Annotated in this window: 14 protein-coding genes; 13 read left to right on the forward strand and 1 reads right to left on the reverse strand. The window is 53.5% G+C overall.

Annotated elements, in window-relative coordinates; all coding sequences use genetic code 11:
* Window positions 1–250 precede the first annotated feature (250 nt).
* The 11 genes from L6H98_RS12880 to L6H98_RS12930 all read left to right on the forward strand — a co-directional run bounded on the left by L6H98_RS12880 (window position 251) and on the right by L6H98_RS12930 (window position 13621).
* On the forward strand, window positions 251–886 hold the full coding sequence (locus L6H98_RS12880; RefSeq protein WP_236415594.1) for a chromate transporter: 636 nt from the start codon (window positions 251–253) through the stop codon (window positions 884–886).
* A 10-nt stretch (window positions 887–896) separates the two neighbouring features.
* On the forward strand, window positions 897–1430 hold the full coding sequence (locus tag L6H98_RS12885; protein WP_236415596.1) for a chromate transporter: 534 nt from the start codon (window positions 897–899) through the stop codon (window positions 1428–1430).
* 126 nt (window positions 1431–1556) lie between these two features.
* A complete protein-coding gene (locus L6H98_RS12890; RefSeq protein WP_236415598.1) occupies window positions 1557–3269 on the forward strand; it encodes a spore germination protein in 1713 nt (570 codons plus the stop codon).
* A gap of 20 nt (window positions 3270–3289) precedes the next feature.
* Window positions 3290–4387: a GerAB/ArcD/ProY family transporter gene (locus L6H98_RS12895; protein WP_236415599.1), complete on the forward strand. Its 1098-nt coding sequence runs from the start codon at window positions 3290–3292 to the stop codon at window positions 4385–4387.
* Entirely contained in the window at window positions 4384–5577 is a 1194-nt protein-coding gene (locus L6H98_RS12900) for a Ger(x)C family spore germination protein (protein ID WP_236415601.1), read from the forward strand. The genes L6H98_RS12895 and L6H98_RS12900 overlap by 4 nt, the downstream gene beginning before the upstream one ends.
* 331 nt (window positions 5578–5908) lie before the next feature.
* On the forward strand, window positions 5909–6730 hold the full coding sequence (locus L6H98_RS12905; protein ID WP_236415604.1) for a purine-nucleoside phosphorylase: 822 nt from the start codon (window positions 5909–5911) through the stop codon (window positions 6728–6730).
* A 49-nt stretch (window positions 6731–6779) separates the two neighbouring features.
* Complete coding sequence (locus L6H98_RS12910; protein ID WP_236415605.1) at window positions 6780–7307, forward strand: SMI1/KNR4 family protein; 528 nt, start codon at window positions 6780–6782, stop codon at window positions 7305–7307.
* Window positions 7304–8437 carry a TerD family protein gene (locus tag L6H98_RS12915; protein WP_236415606.1) on the forward strand — a complete coding sequence of 378 codons (1134 nt, stop codon included), beginning with the start codon at window positions 7304–7306 and terminating at the stop codon, window positions 8435–8437. Before L6H98_RS12910 ends, L6H98_RS12915 begins: the two co-directional genes overlap by 4 nt.
* Before the next feature lie 225 nt (window positions 8438–8662).
* Entirely contained in the window at window positions 8663–10270 is a 1608-nt protein-coding gene (locus tag L6H98_RS12920) for a glycoside hydrolase family 43 protein (RefSeq protein WP_236415607.1), read from the forward strand.
* Between the two features lie 83 nt (window positions 10271–10353).
* Entirely contained in the window at window positions 10354–11499 is a 1146-nt protein-coding gene (locus L6H98_RS12925) for a glycoside hydrolase family 88 protein (protein ID WP_236415608.1), read from the forward strand.
* A 100-nt stretch (window positions 11500–11599) separates the two neighbouring features.
* On the forward strand, window positions 11600–13621 hold the full coding sequence (locus L6H98_RS12930) for a GDSL-type esterase/lipase family protein (protein ID WP_236415609.1): 2022 nt from the start codon (window positions 11600–11602) through the stop codon (window positions 13619–13621).
* Between the two features lie 486 nt (window positions 13622–14107).
* On the opposite strand, the gene L6H98_RS12935 is transcribed toward L6H98_RS12930, so the two are convergent.
* The gene (locus tag L6H98_RS12935; RefSeq protein WP_236415610.1) at window positions 14108–15511 is read right to left on the reverse strand and encodes a RidA family protein; all 1404 of its coding nucleotides are present in this window, start codon (window positions 15509–15511) and stop codon (window positions 14108–14110) included.
* A gap of 343 nt (window positions 15512–15854) precedes the next feature.
* On the opposite strand from L6H98_RS12935, the gene L6H98_RS12940 reads away from it, so the two are divergent.
* A complete protein-coding gene (locus L6H98_RS12940) occupies window positions 15855–17873 on the forward strand; it encodes a methyl-accepting chemotaxis protein (protein WP_236415611.1) in 2019 nt (672 codons plus the stop codon).
* A 278-nt stretch (window positions 17874–18151) separates the two neighbouring features.
* Window positions 18152–19384, forward strand: coding sequence for an MFS transporter (locus L6H98_RS12945; RefSeq protein WP_236415612.1), 1233 nt, complete (start codon window positions 18152–18154; stop codon window positions 19382–19384).
* The last annotated feature ends 22 nt before the right edge of the window (window positions 19385–19406 follow it).

A 19406-nucleotide genomic window follows, 5' to 3' on the forward strand; every position in this document is an offset into this window, starting at 1 on the left:
CCAAGTGAATGAGTCGGGATAGATAAATTCAGTATAACGGAAGAAAGTCACGTTTTCCAGCTAATGTTATAGGAATAATTGAGTTAATTCTATTATGGAATTAAGATGTGGAATTATGTGGTATTTTTTCAGGTTATGAAAGGGGGAATAACTTTTAGGCTAATATTTTTTGATGACTTTATTCCAAAATGGAATAAACATGCTATAATGAAGTATAAGAGTTATTGAACATGAAACGGGAAGGTGTTATATGAACACACAACGCAAAATTAACCTTAACCTCCTTGTCCAGTTGTGTGCCGTGTTTCTGAAGCTGGGTCCCTCTACCTTTGGGGGCGGTTATGCCATGATTGCTGCGATCGAGCGCGAGGTCGTCGAGAAAAAGAAATGGCTGGATCGCTCCGAAATGGCAGACATGATATCGGTGGCCGGTTCGGCACCGGGCGGCGTCGCCGTCAATTCGGCCGCGTTTGTCGGTTATAGAATGGCAGGAGTGATTGGCGCCATAGGTGCCGTTGCGGCGATTACGCTGCCTACGTTTATCATCGTATTTGTCCTCAGCCTGCTTGGCATGATGTTCCAGGACGTTCCCAAAGTACAGGCGGCTTTAAAAGGAATCCATGCAGCCATAGTGGCGCTGATCATCGTGGCTGCATTCAAGATGGGCAAACGGTCGATCATGGATGCCGCGACTTTGCTGCTGACCGCCGCAAGCGTATCCGTGCTGCTGTTCACCCAGGTTCATTCGCTGTACCTGATTATCGGTGGTCCGATCATCGGCGTGCTTGTAGTGTTTGTCAAACGTGCACTCGGCATGGCGGCACAAACGGAGAAGGAGGACAACGAGAACAAGCAGGAGCCTCATTTTCCCGAATATTACATCTGAAGGTGATTACATGCTGTGGGAATTATTTTGGTTGTTTTTAAAAGTGGGCTCCCTCTCGTTCGGCGGAGGATATGCGGTAATTACCCTTATTCAGCGGGAAGTGATGGATAAGGGTTGGATCGAACCGGAACGGTTCCAAGAACTCGTTTCCTTGGCCGGCATGGCCCCAGGCTCGATTGCCACCAATACGGCCACGCTGATCGGATATTCCGAGAGCGGGATCCCGGGAGCGATCGTATCCACGATCGGCATTATTTTGCCGTCGCTTGCCATCGTTATTTGTTTCACTGCGTTTTTCCTGCGTTTGCAGAACAATACGTGGGTCCGCTCCTCTTTTTATGGCCTTAGGCCAATCGTGACCGGACTCATCATTTACGCGGCCATTCACTTTGGCATTGGCGGCAATACCGGATCGCTGCTCGACTGGACGACGCTGGGGATGCTCGTCATCTGTGCAGGCTGCCTGCTTGGGATCATCAAGTACAAGCTGCATCCGTTCGTCGTCATTTTGCTTGCGGCAGCGGGCGGGATCGTTATATTTTAAATCGGAAAGAACAAAAGTCATTTGGGGCATGAGACCCAATCGTCGCTTTTGTTCTTTTTTTGCATGATTTATTATCTTTTGGAAACTCTACAACCTATATGGAGGTTTTGGAACGGGGGATGGACCATGTGGCAAACGATCATGCATCATCTGCCGAAATGGAACATGATAGCGGAAGCAGTATGGCTGACATTGTTTCCTTTGCTCATATGGCAGGTCTTTCAACAGATCCAGGCCTGGGACGGAAGGCACAGCAGGCGCAAACAGAGGATGGAAGAGGTACAAAAACAGCCTTCCGCTTACTCCGATGCGGACCGGCAGGACACCGAAACGGGGGATGGGGAAGCTGGCGAAGAAAGGCTGTCTTTTACGATGGATCATCTGCTGAATCTGGGCAAGTTCAGGGCTTCAGCCAGAGACATGCAGGACATCAACGAAAAAACAATCTATTTGCAAAATTTGAACGTGAAAGCGGTTCTGTTTTTCATTGACGGTCTGACCGATAAGTCCGGTTTGGACGAAAATGTGATCAAACCACTGCTGGATTGGGGCAGCGCGCCATTGGATTCGGAACGGTTCGCAGCAGATCGGACGCTGGAGGATTTTCTGATGCAGCAATTGCTGCCGATCGCAGAAATCGAATGGGTTGCGGATGTCAAGCAGGCGCTCCGCAAAGTTTTGTTCGGATCGGTGATGCTGCTGGTGGATGGTGCTCCCGGCGGGATTGTGCTTGGCATTTCCGGGGGAAAAAGCCGCTCGGTTGAAGAGCCCGTCTCCGAATCGGTCCTTCGCGGTCCACGCCTCGGTTTTACGGAGGTGCTGAGCGACAACACGGCGATGCTTCGCAGGCATGGCGAGAGCGCCAGCCTCTCGATGATATCCTACAAGGTGGGGACCCGGGTTGAAAAAGAACTGATGGTCGTCTATTTCAAGGATATTGCCAACCCCGGGCTTGTGGAAGAAGTGAAGCGGCGCGTCGGCACCATCGAGGTGGATGAAGTGATGGAAGCAGGTTACGTGGAGCAGCTGATCGAGGACAACTTTCTGAGTCCCTTCGCGCAAATCCAAAGTACCGAGCGTCCTGACAGGGTGATGGGGGCTTTGTTGGAAGGCAGGGTAGCCATTTTGCTCGACGGCTCCCCATATGCATTGCTAATGCCCGTAACTTACGGCATGATGCTGCAGTCTCCCGAAGACTATTATGAGCGGTGGCTGCCCAGTTCCCTGATTCGAATCCTTCGCTTTGTAGCCACGTTAATCTCGTTGTTCGCTCCGGCAGTTTACATTTCCTTCATTTCGTTTCATCCCGGCCTTATTCCGACGAAGCTGGTCGTTTCCATTATCGGCACCAGGCAGGGCGTTCCCTTCTCCACATTGATTGAAGCGATGATCATGGAAGTAGCGATCGAAATGCTGCGGGAAGCAGGCTTGCGATTGCCCAAACCGATTGGTCCGGCGATGGGGATCGTCGGCGGTTTGATTATCGGGCAAGCTGCGGTCAATGCTGGCATCGTCAGCCCCATTCTGGTCATTGTCGTGGCGGTGACGGCCATTTCGTCGTTTGCCACGCCGATGTACAGCGCAGGCATCTCCATGCGCTTGCTGCGGTTTCCGATCATGTTCAGCGCCGCGATCTTTGGGCTCTATGGCGTTATTATGTCTTTTCTGTTTTTGACGATCCATATGCTGAAGCTCAAAAGCTTTGGCATTCCCTACGTGACGATGGCGGTACCCCAGTCTTTTAAAGACTGGAAGGATTATTTAATCCGCGTGCCGCTGCAATTCATGAAAAGTCGGCCGAACGTATTGAAAACGAAAGATCCGAAACGCAGCGATTAACCCAGGAAGGGGGTGCAGCGATGTCAGCCGGGTTGCCTCAATCCAACCAGCTAACGACGTTACAAGCCATGAGTGTGATTGTTTGTTTCATCATTGGCGCGGAGCTGCTGATCTTGCCGAGGGAATTGGCCGAGGCAGTCGGCACGCCCGATGCCTGGATGACGGTGGCTGTCGGAGGAACATGCAGCTTTGTTAACGCATGGATCATCATCAAGCTGAGCCAGCGTTTTCCGGAAATGACCTTTTACGAATACGTGCAGGAAATTGCCGGTTCTTTCGTGGGCAAGTGCATCGGATTGATCTTGATCCTGTATTACATCAATGTGGCCAGTTACGAACTGCGATCCATGGAAGAAGTCACTTCGTTCTTTCTGCTGGAAGGAACGCCAGGCTGGGCCATCTTGGCTTTGTTTATATGGACATCCCTGTACCTGTGTATGGAGGGAATTACCACGATCGGGAAAGTGTGTCAAGTGATCTTTCCGATCATCGCTTTCGTCCTGATTCTGATTTTTTCGCTGGGTTTTCATATTTTCGATGTGGACAATCTTCGACCGGTGCTCGCCAAAGGGTTCATGCCTGTCCTGCATGGCATGGGATCGACCACGCTGACCTTCAGCGGGAGCGAATGTCTGTTGTTCATATTGTGCCGAATGCAAAACCCAAAGAGAGCGACGCTGATTGCCGGCTGGGGCATCGGGTTGGCTGTCGTATTTTATACGACGGCGGTGATCATTTGTATCGGCGCATTTTCGATTGATGGCGTCCTGACGCGGACCTGGCCCTTTTTTGATCTCGCGCGCAGCGTGGAGGTGGAGAACCTGTTGCTGGAACGCTTCGAATCCCTGCTGTTGTCCATCTGGATCATCCAGATTTTCGCCACGTTCACGATTGTGTTCTACTGTGCGGCTCTAGGGCTGTCCCAGATCACGAAAATGCCGTACAAATGGAGTCTGTATGTGATCGTGCCCTTCATCTGTGTGTTGTCCCAACTGCCTCAAAACATGAATGAAGTATTTGCTGTAGGCGCTTTTATTGGAAAAGCCAATTTGATCCTCTTTTCGTGTTTTCCGATCATCCTGCTCCTGCTTTCCGTTTGGAGGTCGAAACTTTCATGAAAAAAGCACGTCTCGGCATGCTGCTGATCAGCGCGCTCACAGGATGCATCCTGCTTGCGGGGTGCTGGAGCAGTTCACCGATTGAGGAGCGCAATCTCGAGGCCGGGATTGCGCTGGACTGGATTTCCCCGGACGAGAACGGCGCATCGTCAGCAGTGGGGAAGGAGAGCAATGACTCCAAACAATACATCCGGCGAACCGTGCAGTTTGTTTTGCCTGAGAAGGGGGATAATTCCGGTGCCGCTTCGCCGGGAAAAACGTTCTACAACGAACAGGAGACGGGAAATTCCAACATGGAAATGACCAGGGAAAGTTATCTCAGCAACCAGTCTCCGGCAGGCTTTCATCTGAAAACGATTGTCATCGGTTCGAAACTGCTGGAGCAGGTACCCATGAATGAGCTCTTGGACTTCTATCTGGCGGATAACGATATTCGATTGAGCTTGCTGCTTTTTACGAGCACGGGAATGGCCAGCGATGCGTTTAAAGAAACGCATTCCGGACAGACGCCGGCCTTCATGCTTAAGGACCTGTTCAACAACCGATCCCGCAGCGCCCGTATGGTCAAACCGGTTTCGCTCGCCAAAGTCATCGGTCCCTTGAAGTCGGGTTCAAGCTTCATCTTGCCCAATGTCATCGTCACGAAACAAGGTGTCAAGCTGTCCGGTGCGGGCATAATCCGTGGTAAAACGCGGGAATACGGCGGTCATTTAAGCGAAATCGATGTGGAGGGGCTGCAGTGGATCACCGGCGATCTGGCCGGAGGCATCGTGAGAGTCGCGGAGCCGGGTTCACAGCGAAATTTCACCTACGAAATCAAGTCTGCCAAAAGCGAAATCAAAGCCAACGTTCGGGGAGACGAGCTTTCGTTTCATGTCACGTTAACGTCGACCGGTCGAATCTCGGAAAGTTTTGTGAACAAAGAGAATAAGGGGAACAATGCATTGCTCGCCAAACAAGCCGATATCGTGGAGGAGCGGGTGATCGCGCTGGCACAGCAGGCCGTCGCCAAAATGAAATCGCTGCGGGCGGAAGCAGCCGGCTTCGGCAAAACCGTACGGATTCAGCATCCCGCCCTGTGGGAACAGCTCAAGGACGACTGGGACCGAGAGTTTGTTGCGATTCCCGTTACGTTTAGCGCGAAGGTTCATATTGAAGATTACGGGGCTTCGATCATGACGGTGGATTAAAGCCGAAGGACGGATCAGCTTCGTTTACATTCGTTTGTACGGAATATATGAATGCCGACTCTCGACAGAGAGTCTTTTTTTTGTGTACAGTGGGGACAAGATGAGGCTTACTCCATTGGCATGCAGTTTCACGAGAATGTGGGCGAAGCTCCGGATTTCGACGCACTGTCATCCCGTATTTCGAGCTGCTCCAGTCGTAAGGGGCCGAGCGGCCTTTGTCTTTGCCTTTTATGTCAGCCTTTCGTTTGCATCGGATGGTTCGGTAGCTTACACTGGATCATGCAGTGCTGTTTCGCCTACTCTAATTCCATACATTCGGGAGGACATATCCATGCATCAAACATCACATATTCATGAAGCGAGAGATTACATATTGGGCAAAATCGGCGCAAGCCGACCTGTTGTCGGCATGATTTTGGGCTCAGGCCTTGGGGCGCTGGCGGACGAGATCGAAAATGCAACGGTGATTCCGTATGCAAGCATTCCGCATTTTGCGCAATCCGAAGCCGTTGGCCATGCGAACGAACTCGTGATCGGTGAGCTGCAGGGCAAAACGGTTGTTGCGATGAAAGGGCGCCTTCACTATTATGAAGGATTTACGCTGGATGAAGTGACGTTCCCGGTTCGCATCATGAAGGCGCTGGGCGTGGAAAAGCTGATCGTTACCAACGCTTGCGGCGCGGTGAACACCGGCTTTGCGCCAGGTCAACTGATGCTGCTTACGGACCATATCAATTTGGTGGCCAACAATCCGCTCATCGGCCCGAACAATGATGAGCTTGGCGTTCGATTCCCCGACATGTCCGAGGTGTACAGCAGTGAACTGCGCCATCTGGCATTGCGGGTCGCCGAGGAACAAAATATCAGCCTGCAGCAAGGCGTGTATGCGTGGTGGACAGGACCAGCCTACGAAACGCCGGCCGAGATTCGCATGATTCGCACGCTGGGCGCGGATGCCGTCGGCATGTCCACCGTTCCGGAAGCAATCGTGGCGATCCATGGTGGCATGAAAGTGCTTGGCATTTCCTGCCTGACCAACATGGCGTGCGGCATTTTGGACCAGCCGCTGAGCCACGATGAGGTCATCGAAGTGGCTGCGCAGGTGAAAACGACGTTTATCGGTTTGGTCAAAGGCGTTTTAAAAGAAATGTAATCTGCTCCGGCAGCATGCCGGGAATCTTACGGGGAGAGGATGAAGCCGAATGGTCAGCAAAGCAGAAACGTTGTGGCAGCGCATATTTGCGAAAGGAGCAAACGAGCGTCCGGATTTCAGGGAGGCGTTGGGTTTGCAGCAGGGTGCAAGCGAAGAGGAGTTTCGCGATGTCGAGACCGGACTCGGCTTCTCCCTGCCTGAAGAAATGAAGGACCTCTATCGCGTGCACAATGGACAGGTGTGGGAGATCGGGACGGAGTGTTTCGTCTGCAACCTGACCCTGTCCCCGCTAGCGGAGGTGCTGGAGAATTGGCGTTTCCTGCAGGAGGAGTTCGAACCGGATGAAATGGAACCGGAGGCCGATGCCGAAATCAAACCGATGGCTTGGAATCCGAAATGGATTCCGATTGCCAGCAACGGCGGCGGGGATTACTTGTGTCTTGACATGGACCCGTCAGAACGTGGGCAGGCGGGGCAGGTGCTTTACTTTTGGCATGATTGGGGCAGGCGTGCGGTGGAGGCATCCGGATTGTTTGCATTTTTGGAGTTGTGTCTGGAAGAGGAGGAGCGTTTATGATTGTGCAAAAAGGACAAAAAGTGGAACTTACTAAAGGCAGGATATTTCCTGAATTGGCGATTGGGCTTACGTGGCATACGTCGGGACCATCCATCGATATCAACGCTTCTGCGTTTCTTCTTAATCATGAAGGGAGATGCACGAGAGACGATGATATGATTTTCTATAACCAACAATCGGGCAGGCAAGGAGCCGTTAGGCATAGTTTCGGTGGAGACGGGCAGATGGAATGCATTCATATTTCGTTTGGCAAAATCCCGCCCGACATCGATAAAATCGGAATCACGCTGACGATCCATGAAGGAGAAATCAACGGAAAAAATTTTTCCATGGTCCGGGACGCCTCATGCCTGATTTATGATCCTTCCAATGGCGAACAAATCGCTACATTTCATTTCGGAGACGGATTGAATCTGGAAACGGCCATCGTTGTGGGCGAACTGTACATTCATAACGGGGACTGGAAATTCAATGCCGTCGGGAGCGGGTTTCATGGCGGACTTGCCGCACTCGTCACCAATTACGGCCTTGCGCTGGAGGATGCCGCCGAAGAAGCTGCTGCCGCAATAGAAGAACCGCCCATGCCATTGAAGCTGGACCTTAAAAAGCAAGAAAGCATCAACATTAAGAAGTCTGAAAAAGTTACCGCCACGTTAGAATGGAAAAAAGACAAGGATCTGGATCTCTATTGCTTCTATGTGACGAAGGACAACGAGATCGGAAAAATTTATTATCGCAACCTGGGATCCGCTCTTGAACAACCCTACATACAGTTATACGGGGATGCATTATCCCATGGCAAAGAAACCATCGTCATCCATCGCCCCGAGGCATTGAAATACATTCTGTTTGCGGCATACAGCGCGCTCAGCAACGGGATTGGAAGTTTCAAATCCATGAAGGTCCGAGCAGTGGTCGACAATCATCAGGGGCAAGTTGTGACCACGCCGCTGCACCAGAAAAGCCATCTTTCATATTGGGTAGCGATTGCTCACATCGATTTTACCGATTCTAAGCAAATGCGCGTCTCACACGTAGAGCAATACTCTCGCAAAAACGTTGAACGCAGTCCGTTATTGTATGCTGATGGTACCTTTGCGATGGATGTCGGTCCGGAAGAGTTTAAGTAAGCTGACAATAATGGAGAACCACGTTAGCATCCATTTTTGCAACGATAAGAAATCATCCGTAAATGCAGGATGGTTTCTTTTTTTTGGATTCAGGGTGGGCCGGGGCATCCCTCATAAGAGCAAAAAAGATGAAGAAAAGGCGAAATGCACATGGAACGATTAAAAAAACGACCTCTCAATCCACTATAATGGGCGTGTTTCCATACGACGAACTGGAGGAGAGTTATGTTGAGAACGTTTCAAAACCCGGTACTGCCCGGATTTTATCCCGACCCGTCGGCCATTCGCGTAGGCGATGACTATTATCTGGTGACATCCAGTTTCGAATATTTTCCGGGCGTGCCGCTGTTCCACAGCAAGGATCTGGTTCACTGGCGGCAGCTTGGGCATGTGCTCGACCGCGCCTCCCAGCTCAATCTGGACGGCATCCTGCCTTCGCGAGGCATCTGGGCTCCCACGATCCGGTATCATGATGGCGTATTTTACATGATCACGACTTATGTCGACAACGACAAAAAAGAACATAACTTTTACGTCACAACCAGGGACCCGGCCGGCGACTGGTCGGACCCCATTTGGCTGGAGGACGCACCGGGCATCGATCCCTCACTCTTCTTCGATGAGGACGGCCGTGCATATTATACGGGCAATCGCGTCCCGCCGGAAGGGCAGGACCATCCCAAACATATGGATATTTGGCTGCAGGAAATTGACCTGAAACAAGGACGGCTGATCGGCGAAAAAGAAAGCATCTGGCAAGGCGCGCTCAAAGTCGCGCATGCTCAGGAAGGGCCGCACTTGTACCGCATCGGGGATTGGTACTATCTCTTGATCGCTGAAGGCGGAACAGGGCATACGCACGCGGTAACGATTGCCCGCAGCCGCAGCGTGCGCGGTCCATATGAAGGCCACAAGGCTAACCCGATCCTGACCCATCGGCATCTCGGCCGGGAGTATCCCATCGTCAACGTGGGCCATGGCGAATTGGTCCAGACGCAGCATGGCGATTGGTGGATGTTCTGTCTTGCTTCCCGAACGGCGGGTGGATATTACCGCAATCTGGGCAGGGAAACGTTTCTGGCTCCGGTAGTGTGGGAACAGGAATGGCCTGTCGTCAGCCCGGGTGCGGGCAGGCTGGAACTGGAGGTCCAGGCGCCGGATTTGCCGGAAACGGTCTGGCCCGCCGATCCCGTCCGGGACGAGTTCGATGGAAGCGGTCTTTCCCCGGTCTGGAACTTTCTCCGCACCCCGCGCGGCGACTTTTGGAGCCTTGCCGAACGTCCCGGTTATCTGCGGTTGAGGCTGAAGCAAGAAACGCTTTCCGGACAGGGCAATCCGGCCTTCGTCGGACGCCGCCAGCAGCATCTGAGCTTCAGGGCAGCCGTGCAGTTGGAGTTTAAGCCCGGGCATGAAGGCGAAACGGCGGGGCTAGCGCTGTTCCATAACGGGGATCATCATTTTCGATGCGAGATCGCCTTGGAGCGGGGCGAGCGTGTACTACGCCTGATGGAGCGCCAAGGCGGACGGGAGAGACGGCTGGCTGCGGCAGCATGGGCAGCCGATCGCATCCAACTGAAGGTAGAAGCACATCATCAGGATTACCGTTTCGACTATCGCGAGCATGACTCGGCGGAATGGACGCCTTTGTGCGAACACGCAGACGGCAGGCTGCTCAGCACGGACCGGGCCGGGGGATTTACGGGCACGTACATCGGCCTGTATGCTTGCACGCAGCCGGGCACAGACTCGACCGGAAACGAGGCATTGGAGAGCGCTGGAAGGGATGATGCATTCGCTGACTTCGGCTGGTTCGAATACGAGGGGCTGGATTAGAATCCGCGAGCATTACCCGGTCGAACAATGCTCACGCGTTGGACCCGCAGGGGAAGGAGAACTAATGACAGGAGGAACACGGAATGGATCACGTGAAAACAGCACAGGCAAGCCGCGCACGAACCATTGCAGAAATGATTCTGGGACAGTGTAATGATCGGGGAGAACATGAATATATATTGAAACGATGGGCTTATGTGCCCGGCATGCTGCTCATGGCCATGGGACGTGCAGGCGAGCAGCTTGGAGCGGCCGAATATGTTCGCTTTGTAAAAAGGCATATGGACGCTTTTGTAAACGAGGATGGATCGATTCGCACGTATTCGTTGGAAGAGTACAATCTCGATCAGATCAATCAGGGCAAAAACCTGTTTCCGCTCCTCCGGCAGACGGGGGACGAACGTTATGCGAAGGCTGCCCATTTGCTGGCAAATCAGTTGATCAGTCAGCCCCGGACGTCGGAAGGCGGCTTCTGGCACAAAAAAGTGTATCCCTTTCAAATGTGGCTGGACGGCTTATACATGGCATCCCCGTTTCTGGCGGAATATGCGAAGGTGTTTGCCCGTCCCGAGCTGATGGATGAGGTTGCTCACCAGCTTGAGCTGATCGAGCGCAAAACCCGCGATCCCCGGACTGGCCTGCTTTACCATGGATGGGACGAATCGCGGGAACAGGAGTGGGCCGATTCGTTGACAGGCCTGTCGTCGCACTTCTGGAGCCGGGCCATGGGATGGTATGCGATGGCGCTCGTGGACAGCCTGGAGCATTTCCCGGTCACTCATCCGCGGCGCGGCACGCTGGTAGGCATCTTCCACCGCATGTGCCATGCCTTGCTGCGCGTCCAGGACGAAGCCACGGGGCTGTGGTACCAGGTGCTGGATGAAGCGAAGCGCCCTGGCAACTATGTGGAAGCCTCAGGTTCCTGCATGTTCGTCTATGCACTAGCCAAAGGCATCAGGCTGGGGTATTTGGAGAAGTCTTTTGCCGCAGGCATGCTGCGCGGTTATGAAGGCATTGGAACACATCTGGTGTCAGAGGACGAACAAGGACTGCACTTGCATTCGATCTGCAATGGGGCCGGGTTAAGCAAGGATCGCAACGGCTCCTATGATTATTACATTTCGGAACAGGTCGTTGCCGATACACCGATGGGCGTAGCTCCCTATCTGCTGGCATCGTTGGAGGTGGAACGATACGGTTCCGCAAACGCCGGCTCTGTGCCCGGATAAGCGCGGTGCGGACTGAAATAATGGATGGCTGGACGATGGAATAAGGGAAAGCAGGCAATGCAATCCATCATGGCATGAACGGATAGGGGGGATCGATGTGATGGTCAAAAGCATGCAGTTCAACTTCACGGCTTTGCCAAAAAAGGGGTATCGGTCCGTTGTGCAGGAAGAGCAGGGCGTCGTCCCGCGTTATGACGATGCCGCCGGATATGGTTTCGTGGAAAGAACCTGCGCCCAGCCGCCACGAGAGGTTCATATTGAACAGATCATGCCGGTTCAAGAGGGGTGCGTCATCCTCGAGGAACGATTTGCGGATCGAAACGAATCCACGGAGAAGGATTTCAACCATTACGGCATGTGTTTCCGGGTCAAGGCCGAGCCTGGCGCATATCGGATACAGGTACGTACCACGTCCGGGCTTGGCGACACGATGATCGCGATCTCGGGCATGCATGCGGATGGCTTGCTGAATGCGGATTATTGGGATGCGGCACGGCTTGTACCCAATAGGACACGCGTTTTTCAGGACGAGCGGTTATGGAGTTACGACTATGTGAACGGACGCGACTTTATCGACGTTGAAATTGAACCTCGCCGGTTGGGCTGTCCTGTAGGCATCGCCGAGCTGGTGCTGACGCCCATACCGGTCTACCCGCGCCCTGAAAGCAAGCTGCCTGCACTGTTTACGCTCGGGGACTCCACCGTGAAATCCTATATTTTCATGGAAGCGCCGATGAGCGGCTGGGGGCAGGTGTTCGATGATTTGTTCGACCCGAGGCAGGTGCGGGTGATCAACTATGCCATGGGCGGACGGTCCTTCAAAAGCGCTTATACGGAAGGGCGCTTCAACGATATTTTGCTGACGGGAAATGCAGGGGACGTCGTGTTGATCCAGTTCGGGCACAACGACGAATCGCGTGACGAGAACCAGCGCTTTGGCAGAGGCGCGACGGAAGAAATGTACCGCACGTATATTCGCGAGGTGTACATTCCGGCGATCCGGTCCAGGCGGATGATCCCGATGCTGGTCACGCCAATGTCCCGGGTGGATGGGAATGCCGCGCCCGGGCATGTCTACGCGGACTCTTTCCGCGAGCGGCAATTTCCGAAGATCATGCGTGAACTGGCCGAACAGTTGAACGTGCCGCTGATCGATTTGAACCGGGAGAGCGTGCGGTACTATAACGAGATCGGTGTCGAAGGCACGACCGCCGTCTTCATGTCGATCGAAGCAGGGGAGACGCCGGGCAAAACCAATGACGGCAGTCTTGCGAACGGTCATCCGGCGCGCAAGATCGATGGCACGCATTTCAAAGAAAGCCTCTCCAAGTCGTTTGCCCGCATCGTGGCAATGTGTCTTGCGCGGCTTGCGGAGCAGGGGCAGCCTGATGCTGCCCGGGTTGCTTCGTGGCTGAAGCCGGAGGTGCAGGCAGCGATTCGGAATCAGGATTGGTCGGCCGTATATCCCGAGATGGCTGTCGATGCCATGACAGGACGCGGGGCGTATTACCGGAATCAGATTGAGAAGCTGGTCCAGCTGGGCGTTATGAAGCTGGATGAACGATCCTGCTTTCACCCGGAAGCGTTGATGGAGTTTGGCGAATTTCGACATGCATTGTCCCGGTTATTGGATCTGGCCCCAGACGTATTAGGTCGGGACGTGCAGGCGGAAGGGACATTGTCCAGAGAGACCATGGGCTGCATGCTGTTGGATGCCTTTGAGGCAAAATTCGGTGCGAAGGTGCTCCCGGCTTACATGACCGACTATAACGGGGAAGCAGTTCCCCCGGACCAACCGGACTATGATGCTCATTTGGCGCCCGACGAACGAGGAATCATGTATTATCCGCTTGTGTCCTTTGAACAGCTGCAGGATACGGACGAGATCGACCCGGCTCTCTACGATCGGGTGAGGAAGGCGTACATGCTGGGATTGTTGCGCTCAGAGAAAGACATTGAACGGGGAAGAGTCTGGAACGGCCGGGAACTGGAACCCAAAGCAGGGGTCACCCGGGAGAAAGCGGCCAAATCGTTATACTATATGTGGGTGCTTTCCCAGCCGATAAATATCGAAAACGACCTTTCCCGGCTGAAGACCAAGTCGGCGCATTGGGTCGGTTAAGGCTCCTCCAGTACTGTCAAAAGGGTTTCCGTGCGTTCAAGGTTGAATGCGGGAGCCCTTTTTGGTGTTGGGCGCTTACATAGATGGATACATTCATCCAAAGTTGAGGTTAGGGCGGAAAACGGATAATGCAACGAACCTAGGACGCGCTATTCAGGTAGTTTTGGCACTCAAGCCGCTCTAATGAACCTGAAACACGTTATTTCCTGGAAATGGTGCATAATCGCCCATTTTCCGGTCAAATAACGTGTCTGAGTTTCGTTAGAATTCCAATCGCTCTCCACAACATCATATAAGGTGTGGGAGGTTCGTTACAGCATGCGGCATGTGGTGGGGGCTAAGCCGCAGTTTCCGTGGATTCCAGGCAAGTCCAGCGAACGGGCTGACCCTTCAAAAGTTGATAGAATGGAGCGGCTTCGACTGGACCTCTCGGATTCGTGGCAGCAAAAAGGAGCTCCCGCAAGGGAGCCGCCATGTTGTGCGTATTTATTTTTTCGGCGCGTAGAACGTGCCTTCCACCTCGACGATGTCGTCCTGGTTCAGACGATCCACTTCGATAATGGTCCGCGGAGGATAAGGTCCGTCGCCCCACAGTTCTTCCTGGATTTGATTGACGATTGGACGATACCGGTACATGTCTGTGACGTACACGACGATCCGGGTAGCATCCCGCAGCGTGGCGCCTTCGGATTCGGCGATCAGCTTCATGTTGAGAAACGCTTGGCGAATGCGGCCTTCTTCGTCGGACACGAGATTGTTGGAGGCCGGATCGATGCCGCGCATGCCTGCCACATAAATGGTATCCCCTGCACGCGTTCCAAGATCCCATGTACCTGTAGTCTGGATGGCGCCTTGAGGAGCAAGGGTTTTGACGCCATTAGGCGACACGTTTGTTCCGTTCGCGGACGGCCCCTTCTGAGCTGCCTTCGATGTTTTCTCCGGCGCGTAGAATGTGCCTTCCACCTCAACGATGTCGTCCTGGTTCAAGCGGTCTACCTCGATGATCGTGCGCGGAGGATAGGGTCCGTCGCCCCACAGTTCTTCCTGAATCCGGTTCACGATCGGGCGATATCGATACATGTCGGTCACGTACACCACGAGACGGGTTGCATCCTGCAGCGTGGCGCCCTCGGATTCGGCAATCAGCTTCATGTTGAGAAACGCTTGGCGAATACGCCCTTCCTCGTCCGACACGAGCTTGTTGGTGGCCGGATCGATGCCGCGCATGCCTGCCACGTAAATGTTGTCGCCTGCCCGCGTTCCGAGATTCCACGTCCCCGTGGATTGGATCGCGCCTTGAGGAGCAAGGGTTTTGACGCCGTTAGGCGACACGTTCGTGCCGTTCGCGGACGGTCCCTTCTGAGCTGCTTTCGATGTTTTCTCCGGCGCATAGAATGTGCCCTCTACCTCGACGATGTCATCCTGGTTCAAGCGGTCCACTTCCACGATCGTACGCGGGGGGTACGGACCCTTGCCCCAAAGTTCTTCCTGGATCTGATTCACGATGGGCCGATACCGGTACATATCCGTCACATACACTACGAGGCGAGTCGCGTCCTGCAGCGTGGCGCCCTCGGATTCGGCAATCAGCTTCATGTTGAGAAACGCCTGGCGAATGCGGCCTTCTTCGTCAGCGACCAGTTTGTTGGTCGTGGGGTCAATGCCGCGCATGCCTGCCACGTAAACATAGTCTCCCGCGCGCGTTCCTACATCCCATGTGCCCGTGGACTGAATGGCGCCTTCCGGCGATAAGGTTTCCACGCCATGAGGCGAGACGATGGTCACTTTCGAAGCGAATGCGGGAACTCCGAATGCGGTGATGCCAATTTGCAATGCAAGCATGCCTGCGGTCAAACGCCGTACGGCTCTTCCTGTTTGTTTATTTGTCATCTCCAACTACCCTTCCTATGTAGGCATATTAAAATATTTCTCGACTACTATATCACAAGTACACATCCTGTCAATTGATTTATTGGGTATTTCATCCTAAATTTTTGGATGATAATGTATCTTTTGCGCAACTAAAAGACTACTATGCTAGCAAGTTTGAATAAAAATTTGCTGATATGCTCTAATTCCCAACAAGGAAAATGTCGAAATTTATAATTTTCATTAAATCAAAGGACTTTTAGCCTAAAGTTATCGGCCTGTCATGCCGAAATATATAAAACTGCCACTTTCTATGCATGACGATTATGGGTAGAACTATGATGCCGAAGAAAGGATAGGATTCATGAAGAAGCAAAAGACAAAACGCAGCAAGCCTGTCGTTCAACCTGGCGTCCCCAAAACCGGAAGGAAGTTTACGATCCGGGCACGCCTCACCTTGGCCTTTCTGGTGATTCTCGTCGTTCCGACAGCCGGTTTGGGATGGTTGTCGTATCTGACCGCCAAGGAAGACATCACGGAACAGTTTCTCAAAAATACGCGTCAATCGGTAGAAACCGTGAATACGCAAGTGGAAACACTGATCAACACTAGCCTGGAGGATCTGAAATACCTCTCGCAAACGGTGAACAAGGGCATGGTCGACGGTGACGAAAGTCCGCTGCTTCGTCAAATTTTGGACCCAATCAAAGCGGTGAAATCCGAGTACGACCATGTGCAATTTGCGACAACGGAAGGAAAGCTGCTCAACTCGCCGCAGCAGACCTTTGCGGAAGATTTCGATCCGAGGGAACGGGCGTGGTATACGCTGGCCATGGAGAATAAAGGGCAGACGCTCGTCAACAATCCGATTATTAGCCAGGACGGCAAAGTGATCGTTGTGCCTTCCATGGCCACCGCCGACGACTCCGGCGTAGTCAGCATCGTGCTTAGCCTGACCAATCTTGCTGAGCAAATCAACAAAATCAAAGTTGGCGAGACAGGTTATGTCTCCGTATTGGACAAAGATAACAAGTACATAACCCATCCGACGATTGAAATAGGTTCCGAAGATACCGAAAGCTACGTAGAGCAAATGAAAGTGGAACCGTCAGGGAATGTCGAGTATTCGTCAGACGGAACGGACAAAATTGCCGTGTACGCGACCAATGAGGCAACCGGGTGGAAAATCGTGGGTGTCATCGACGTGGAAGAAATTTCGGCAGCAAGCCGCGGAATATTGTATACCACGTTGGTGATCATTGCCGTCTCCATCGTGGGCGGAGCGCTGGTGGCCGCCTGGATCATTCGCTCCATCGACGCGCCGTTGAAACGGCTGATGGCGGCAACGAACAATATTGCCGCGGGTGACCTGACCAACGAGGTGAAGATCACTTCGAAGGATGAACTCGGCGAGTTGTCCGGCGCCGTGAATCAAATGTCCGCCAATTTGAGAAGTCTGGTGTCGCAGGTCGGATTCAATGCCGAGCAGGTGGCGGCAACCTCCGAGGAATTGTCCGCAAGCTCCGAGCAGACGCGGACAACTGCCGAGTACATCTCGGAAGCGGTGCAGCAGATCGCCGACGGTTCGGACCGGTTGGTGAACAACTCGGCCGCGTTTAATCAGGCGACCGAAGACATTTCCAAAGGCATGAACCAGGCATCGAGTTCCATCCAGTATGTTACGCAGCTGACCCAGTCCGCGAACGAAAAGGCGCAGGAAGGCGCCGAAGTCGTGAATCATGCGGTGGCCCAAATGAACACGATCCACGACAAAGTGAATCAAACGGCCGATGTCGTTCACAAGCTTGGACAGAAGACGGATGAAATCGGCGAAATCATCGGTTTGATCACCCAGATTTCCAGCCAAACGAATCTGCTCGCCCTCAATGCGGCCATCGAGGCCGCCCGTGCAGGGGAGCATGGCCGGGGATTTGCGGTCGTTGCTGACGAGGTCAGAAAGCTGGCCGAGCAATCTACGCGCTCCGCAGAGCAGATTCGCAAACTGGTGCAGGAAGTGCGTCAGGAAACCGGAAACGCGGTAGCCTCGATGAATGAAGGGACGGAAGTGGTCCGCGAGGGCATTTCATTGGTTTCCCGCACGGGAGAAGCCTTCGGCGTCATTGCCGATTCCATCGATCAGGCGGCGTCCGAAACGATCGAGGTTTCCGCGATCGTGGAGCAGGTGCACGCCAGCGCGCAGAGCATGGTTGAAATGGCCCAAAACGTGGCCGTTATTGCCGAGCAGTCGGCGGGGAACACGCAAAGCGTCGCAGCATCGACGGAACAGCAGAGCGCATCGATGGTCGAGGTGTCCGCGTCTGCGGACAGTCTGAGCAAAATGGCGCAGGAGCTTCAAGAACTGATCGGCAAATTCAAGGTATAGAAAGCAAGTTTCTGGGACGTCACCTTAGAATACGGTATTACATTGGGTGAAAAGAAGGAGAGAGCAGCGTATGACAGCGCGGCTCTCCTTTTTTTATGTCTGGAGGTGTGCTGGGCATACCCCATATGCCCGATTCGCGGATGCGGCAAAAACATGCCGCTATTCAATTATTAAATACGCCGATCGAACTTTTCTATTACACATGCCGCAAGTATTCCGTTAACATGATATATAACCTAGTTACCTGATAGGAATTTAAACCTATGGAGAAGCATGCCATGCCGCATTGGAAGCGAAACCTGTACATCTTATGGCTGGGCCTGTTTCTCAACTATATGGCGTATACGCTCTCTGTGCCCTTTTTTCCGTTGTTTCTGCAAAATGAGCTTGGCGTTCAGTCGGGACTTGAAGTCTGGTCGGGGATATCGATTTCCATCAGCTTTCTGATCAGCGGCTTGTGCGCGCCGTTCTGGGGATCGCTGGCGGACAGGCACGGCAGCAAGCTGATGCTGCTTCGCTCCGGCGTAGGCTTGGCTGCGGCCCATTTGGCCAATGCCTTTGTCCACGACCCGTATTCCTTTCTGGCCGTGCGCATATTTCAGGGGTTGATGGCCGGTTTCCATCCAGCTTCCGTCACGCTGGTTGGCACCAATACGCCGGAAAAGCATGTCGGTTACGCGATGGGCGTGATATCGACTTCCACGGCGGCAGGGGGCATTCTGGGACCCCTTGCCGGCGGCGTGATCAGCCAATGGGTCGGGCTGCGGGGCTGTTTTGTCGCTTCGGGCATCCTTACGCTGGTGTCTGCAATGATCGTCATGGGGGTTCGCGAAAACCAAGCGAAACGGGTGAGCGTCCGCACAGGCTGGATCGCCGATTTGAAGACTGCTGCCGCCACGCCGGGCTTGATGCGCATTTATGGCTTGATCCTGCTTGTATCCACCTCGGTCATGGTGCTGGAGCCCTTGCTTACGTTATATGTCGTCTCCATTGGAGGAAATCCGGATACGGCGACGCTTAGCGCAGGGATCGTATTCTCCGCAGTCGGCGCGGCCACGGTCATCATGGGCCCTCGCTGGGGCAGGATCGGCGGCAGGCTTGGATACGAGAAAACGTTGATGATCGGATTGGTTGGCGGCGGGATTGGCAATCTGCTGCAGGTACTCGCATTCAACCTGTATGTGTTCGGGGGAGTCCGCTTCGCTTACGGCCTTTTCTTTGCTGCCGTTTATCCAACGCTGAACGCGATGGTTGTGCGGCATGCAGCCCTTGAATTTCGGGGTAGAGCGGTAAGTTTGAGCCAATCCGCCAACCAGTTCGGCATTGTGCTTGGTCCGCTGGTCGGAGGTTTTATTGGCGGCTCGGCCGGCATTCCCGTCGTATTCCTGTTAACAGGCATCGCCCTGTTGGCTGCGGCGTGGATGGTGCGAAAGAGCGCGGTTACCCCACAAAAGCTGGAGCAGGACAATTCAGGCACTGTCGCCGGGGCAGGGCAAAGCAGCAACCACTAATTCATCCATTCGGGGAGGAATA

This window comes from Paenibacillus sp. JJ-223, from assembly GCF_927798175.1.
GTDB lineage: Bacteria > Bacillota > Bacilli > Paenibacillales > Paenibacillaceae > Paenibacillus > Paenibacillus hubeiensis.

Excerpts from the sequence above, each read along its gene's own strand:
- L6H98_RS12880 (WP_236415594.1), top strand. The coding sequence starts at position 251 with ATGAACACACAACGCAAAATTAACCTTAACCTCCTTGTCCAGTTGTGT.
- L6H98_RS12885 (WP_236415596.1), top strand. The coding sequence starts at position 897 with ATGCTGTGGGAATTATTTTGGTTGTTTTTAAAAGTGGGCTCCCTCTCG.
- L6H98_RS12890 (WP_236415598.1), top strand. The coding sequence starts at position 1,557 with ATGTGGCAAACGATCATGCATCATCTGCCGAAATGGAACATGATAGCG.
- L6H98_RS12895 (WP_236415599.1), top strand. The coding sequence starts at position 3,290 with ATGTCAGCCGGGTTGCCTCAATCCAACCAGCTAACGACGTTACAAGCC.
- L6H98_RS12900 (WP_236415601.1), top strand. The coding sequence starts at position 4,384 with ATGAAAAAAGCACGTCTCGGCATGCTGCTGATCAGCGCGCTCACAGGA.
- L6H98_RS12905 (WP_236415604.1), top strand. The coding sequence starts at position 5,909 with ATGCATCAAACATCACATATTCATGAAGCGAGAGATTACATATTGGGC.
- L6H98_RS12910 (WP_236415605.1), top strand. The coding sequence starts at position 6,780 with ATGGTCAGCAAAGCAGAAACGTTGTGGCAGCGCATATTTGCGAAAGGA.
- L6H98_RS12915 (WP_236415606.1), top strand. The coding sequence starts at position 7,304 with ATGATTGTGCAAAAAGGACAAAAAGTGGAACTTACTAAAGGCAGGATA.
- L6H98_RS12920 (WP_236415607.1), top strand. The coding sequence starts at position 8,663 with ATGTTGAGAACGTTTCAAAACCCGGTACTGCCCGGATTTTATCCCGAC.
- L6H98_RS12925 (WP_236415608.1), top strand. The coding sequence starts at position 10,354 with ATGGATCACGTGAAAACAGCACAGGCAAGCCGCGCACGAACCATTGCA.
- L6H98_RS12930 (WP_236415609.1), top strand. The coding sequence starts at position 11,600 with ATGGTCAAAAGCATGCAGTTCAACTTCACGGCTTTGCCAAAAAAGGGG.
- L6H98_RS12935 (WP_236415610.1), bottom strand. The coding sequence starts at position 15,511 with ATGACAAATAAACAAACAGGAAGAGCCGTACGGCGTTTGACCGCAGGC.
- L6H98_RS12940 (WP_236415611.1), top strand. The coding sequence starts at position 15,855 with ATGAAGAAGCAAAAGACAAAACGCAGCAAGCCTGTCGTTCAACCTGGC.
- L6H98_RS12945 (WP_236415612.1), top strand. The coding sequence starts at position 18,152 with ATGCCGCATTGGAAGCGAAACCTGTACATCTTATGGCTGGGCCTGTTT.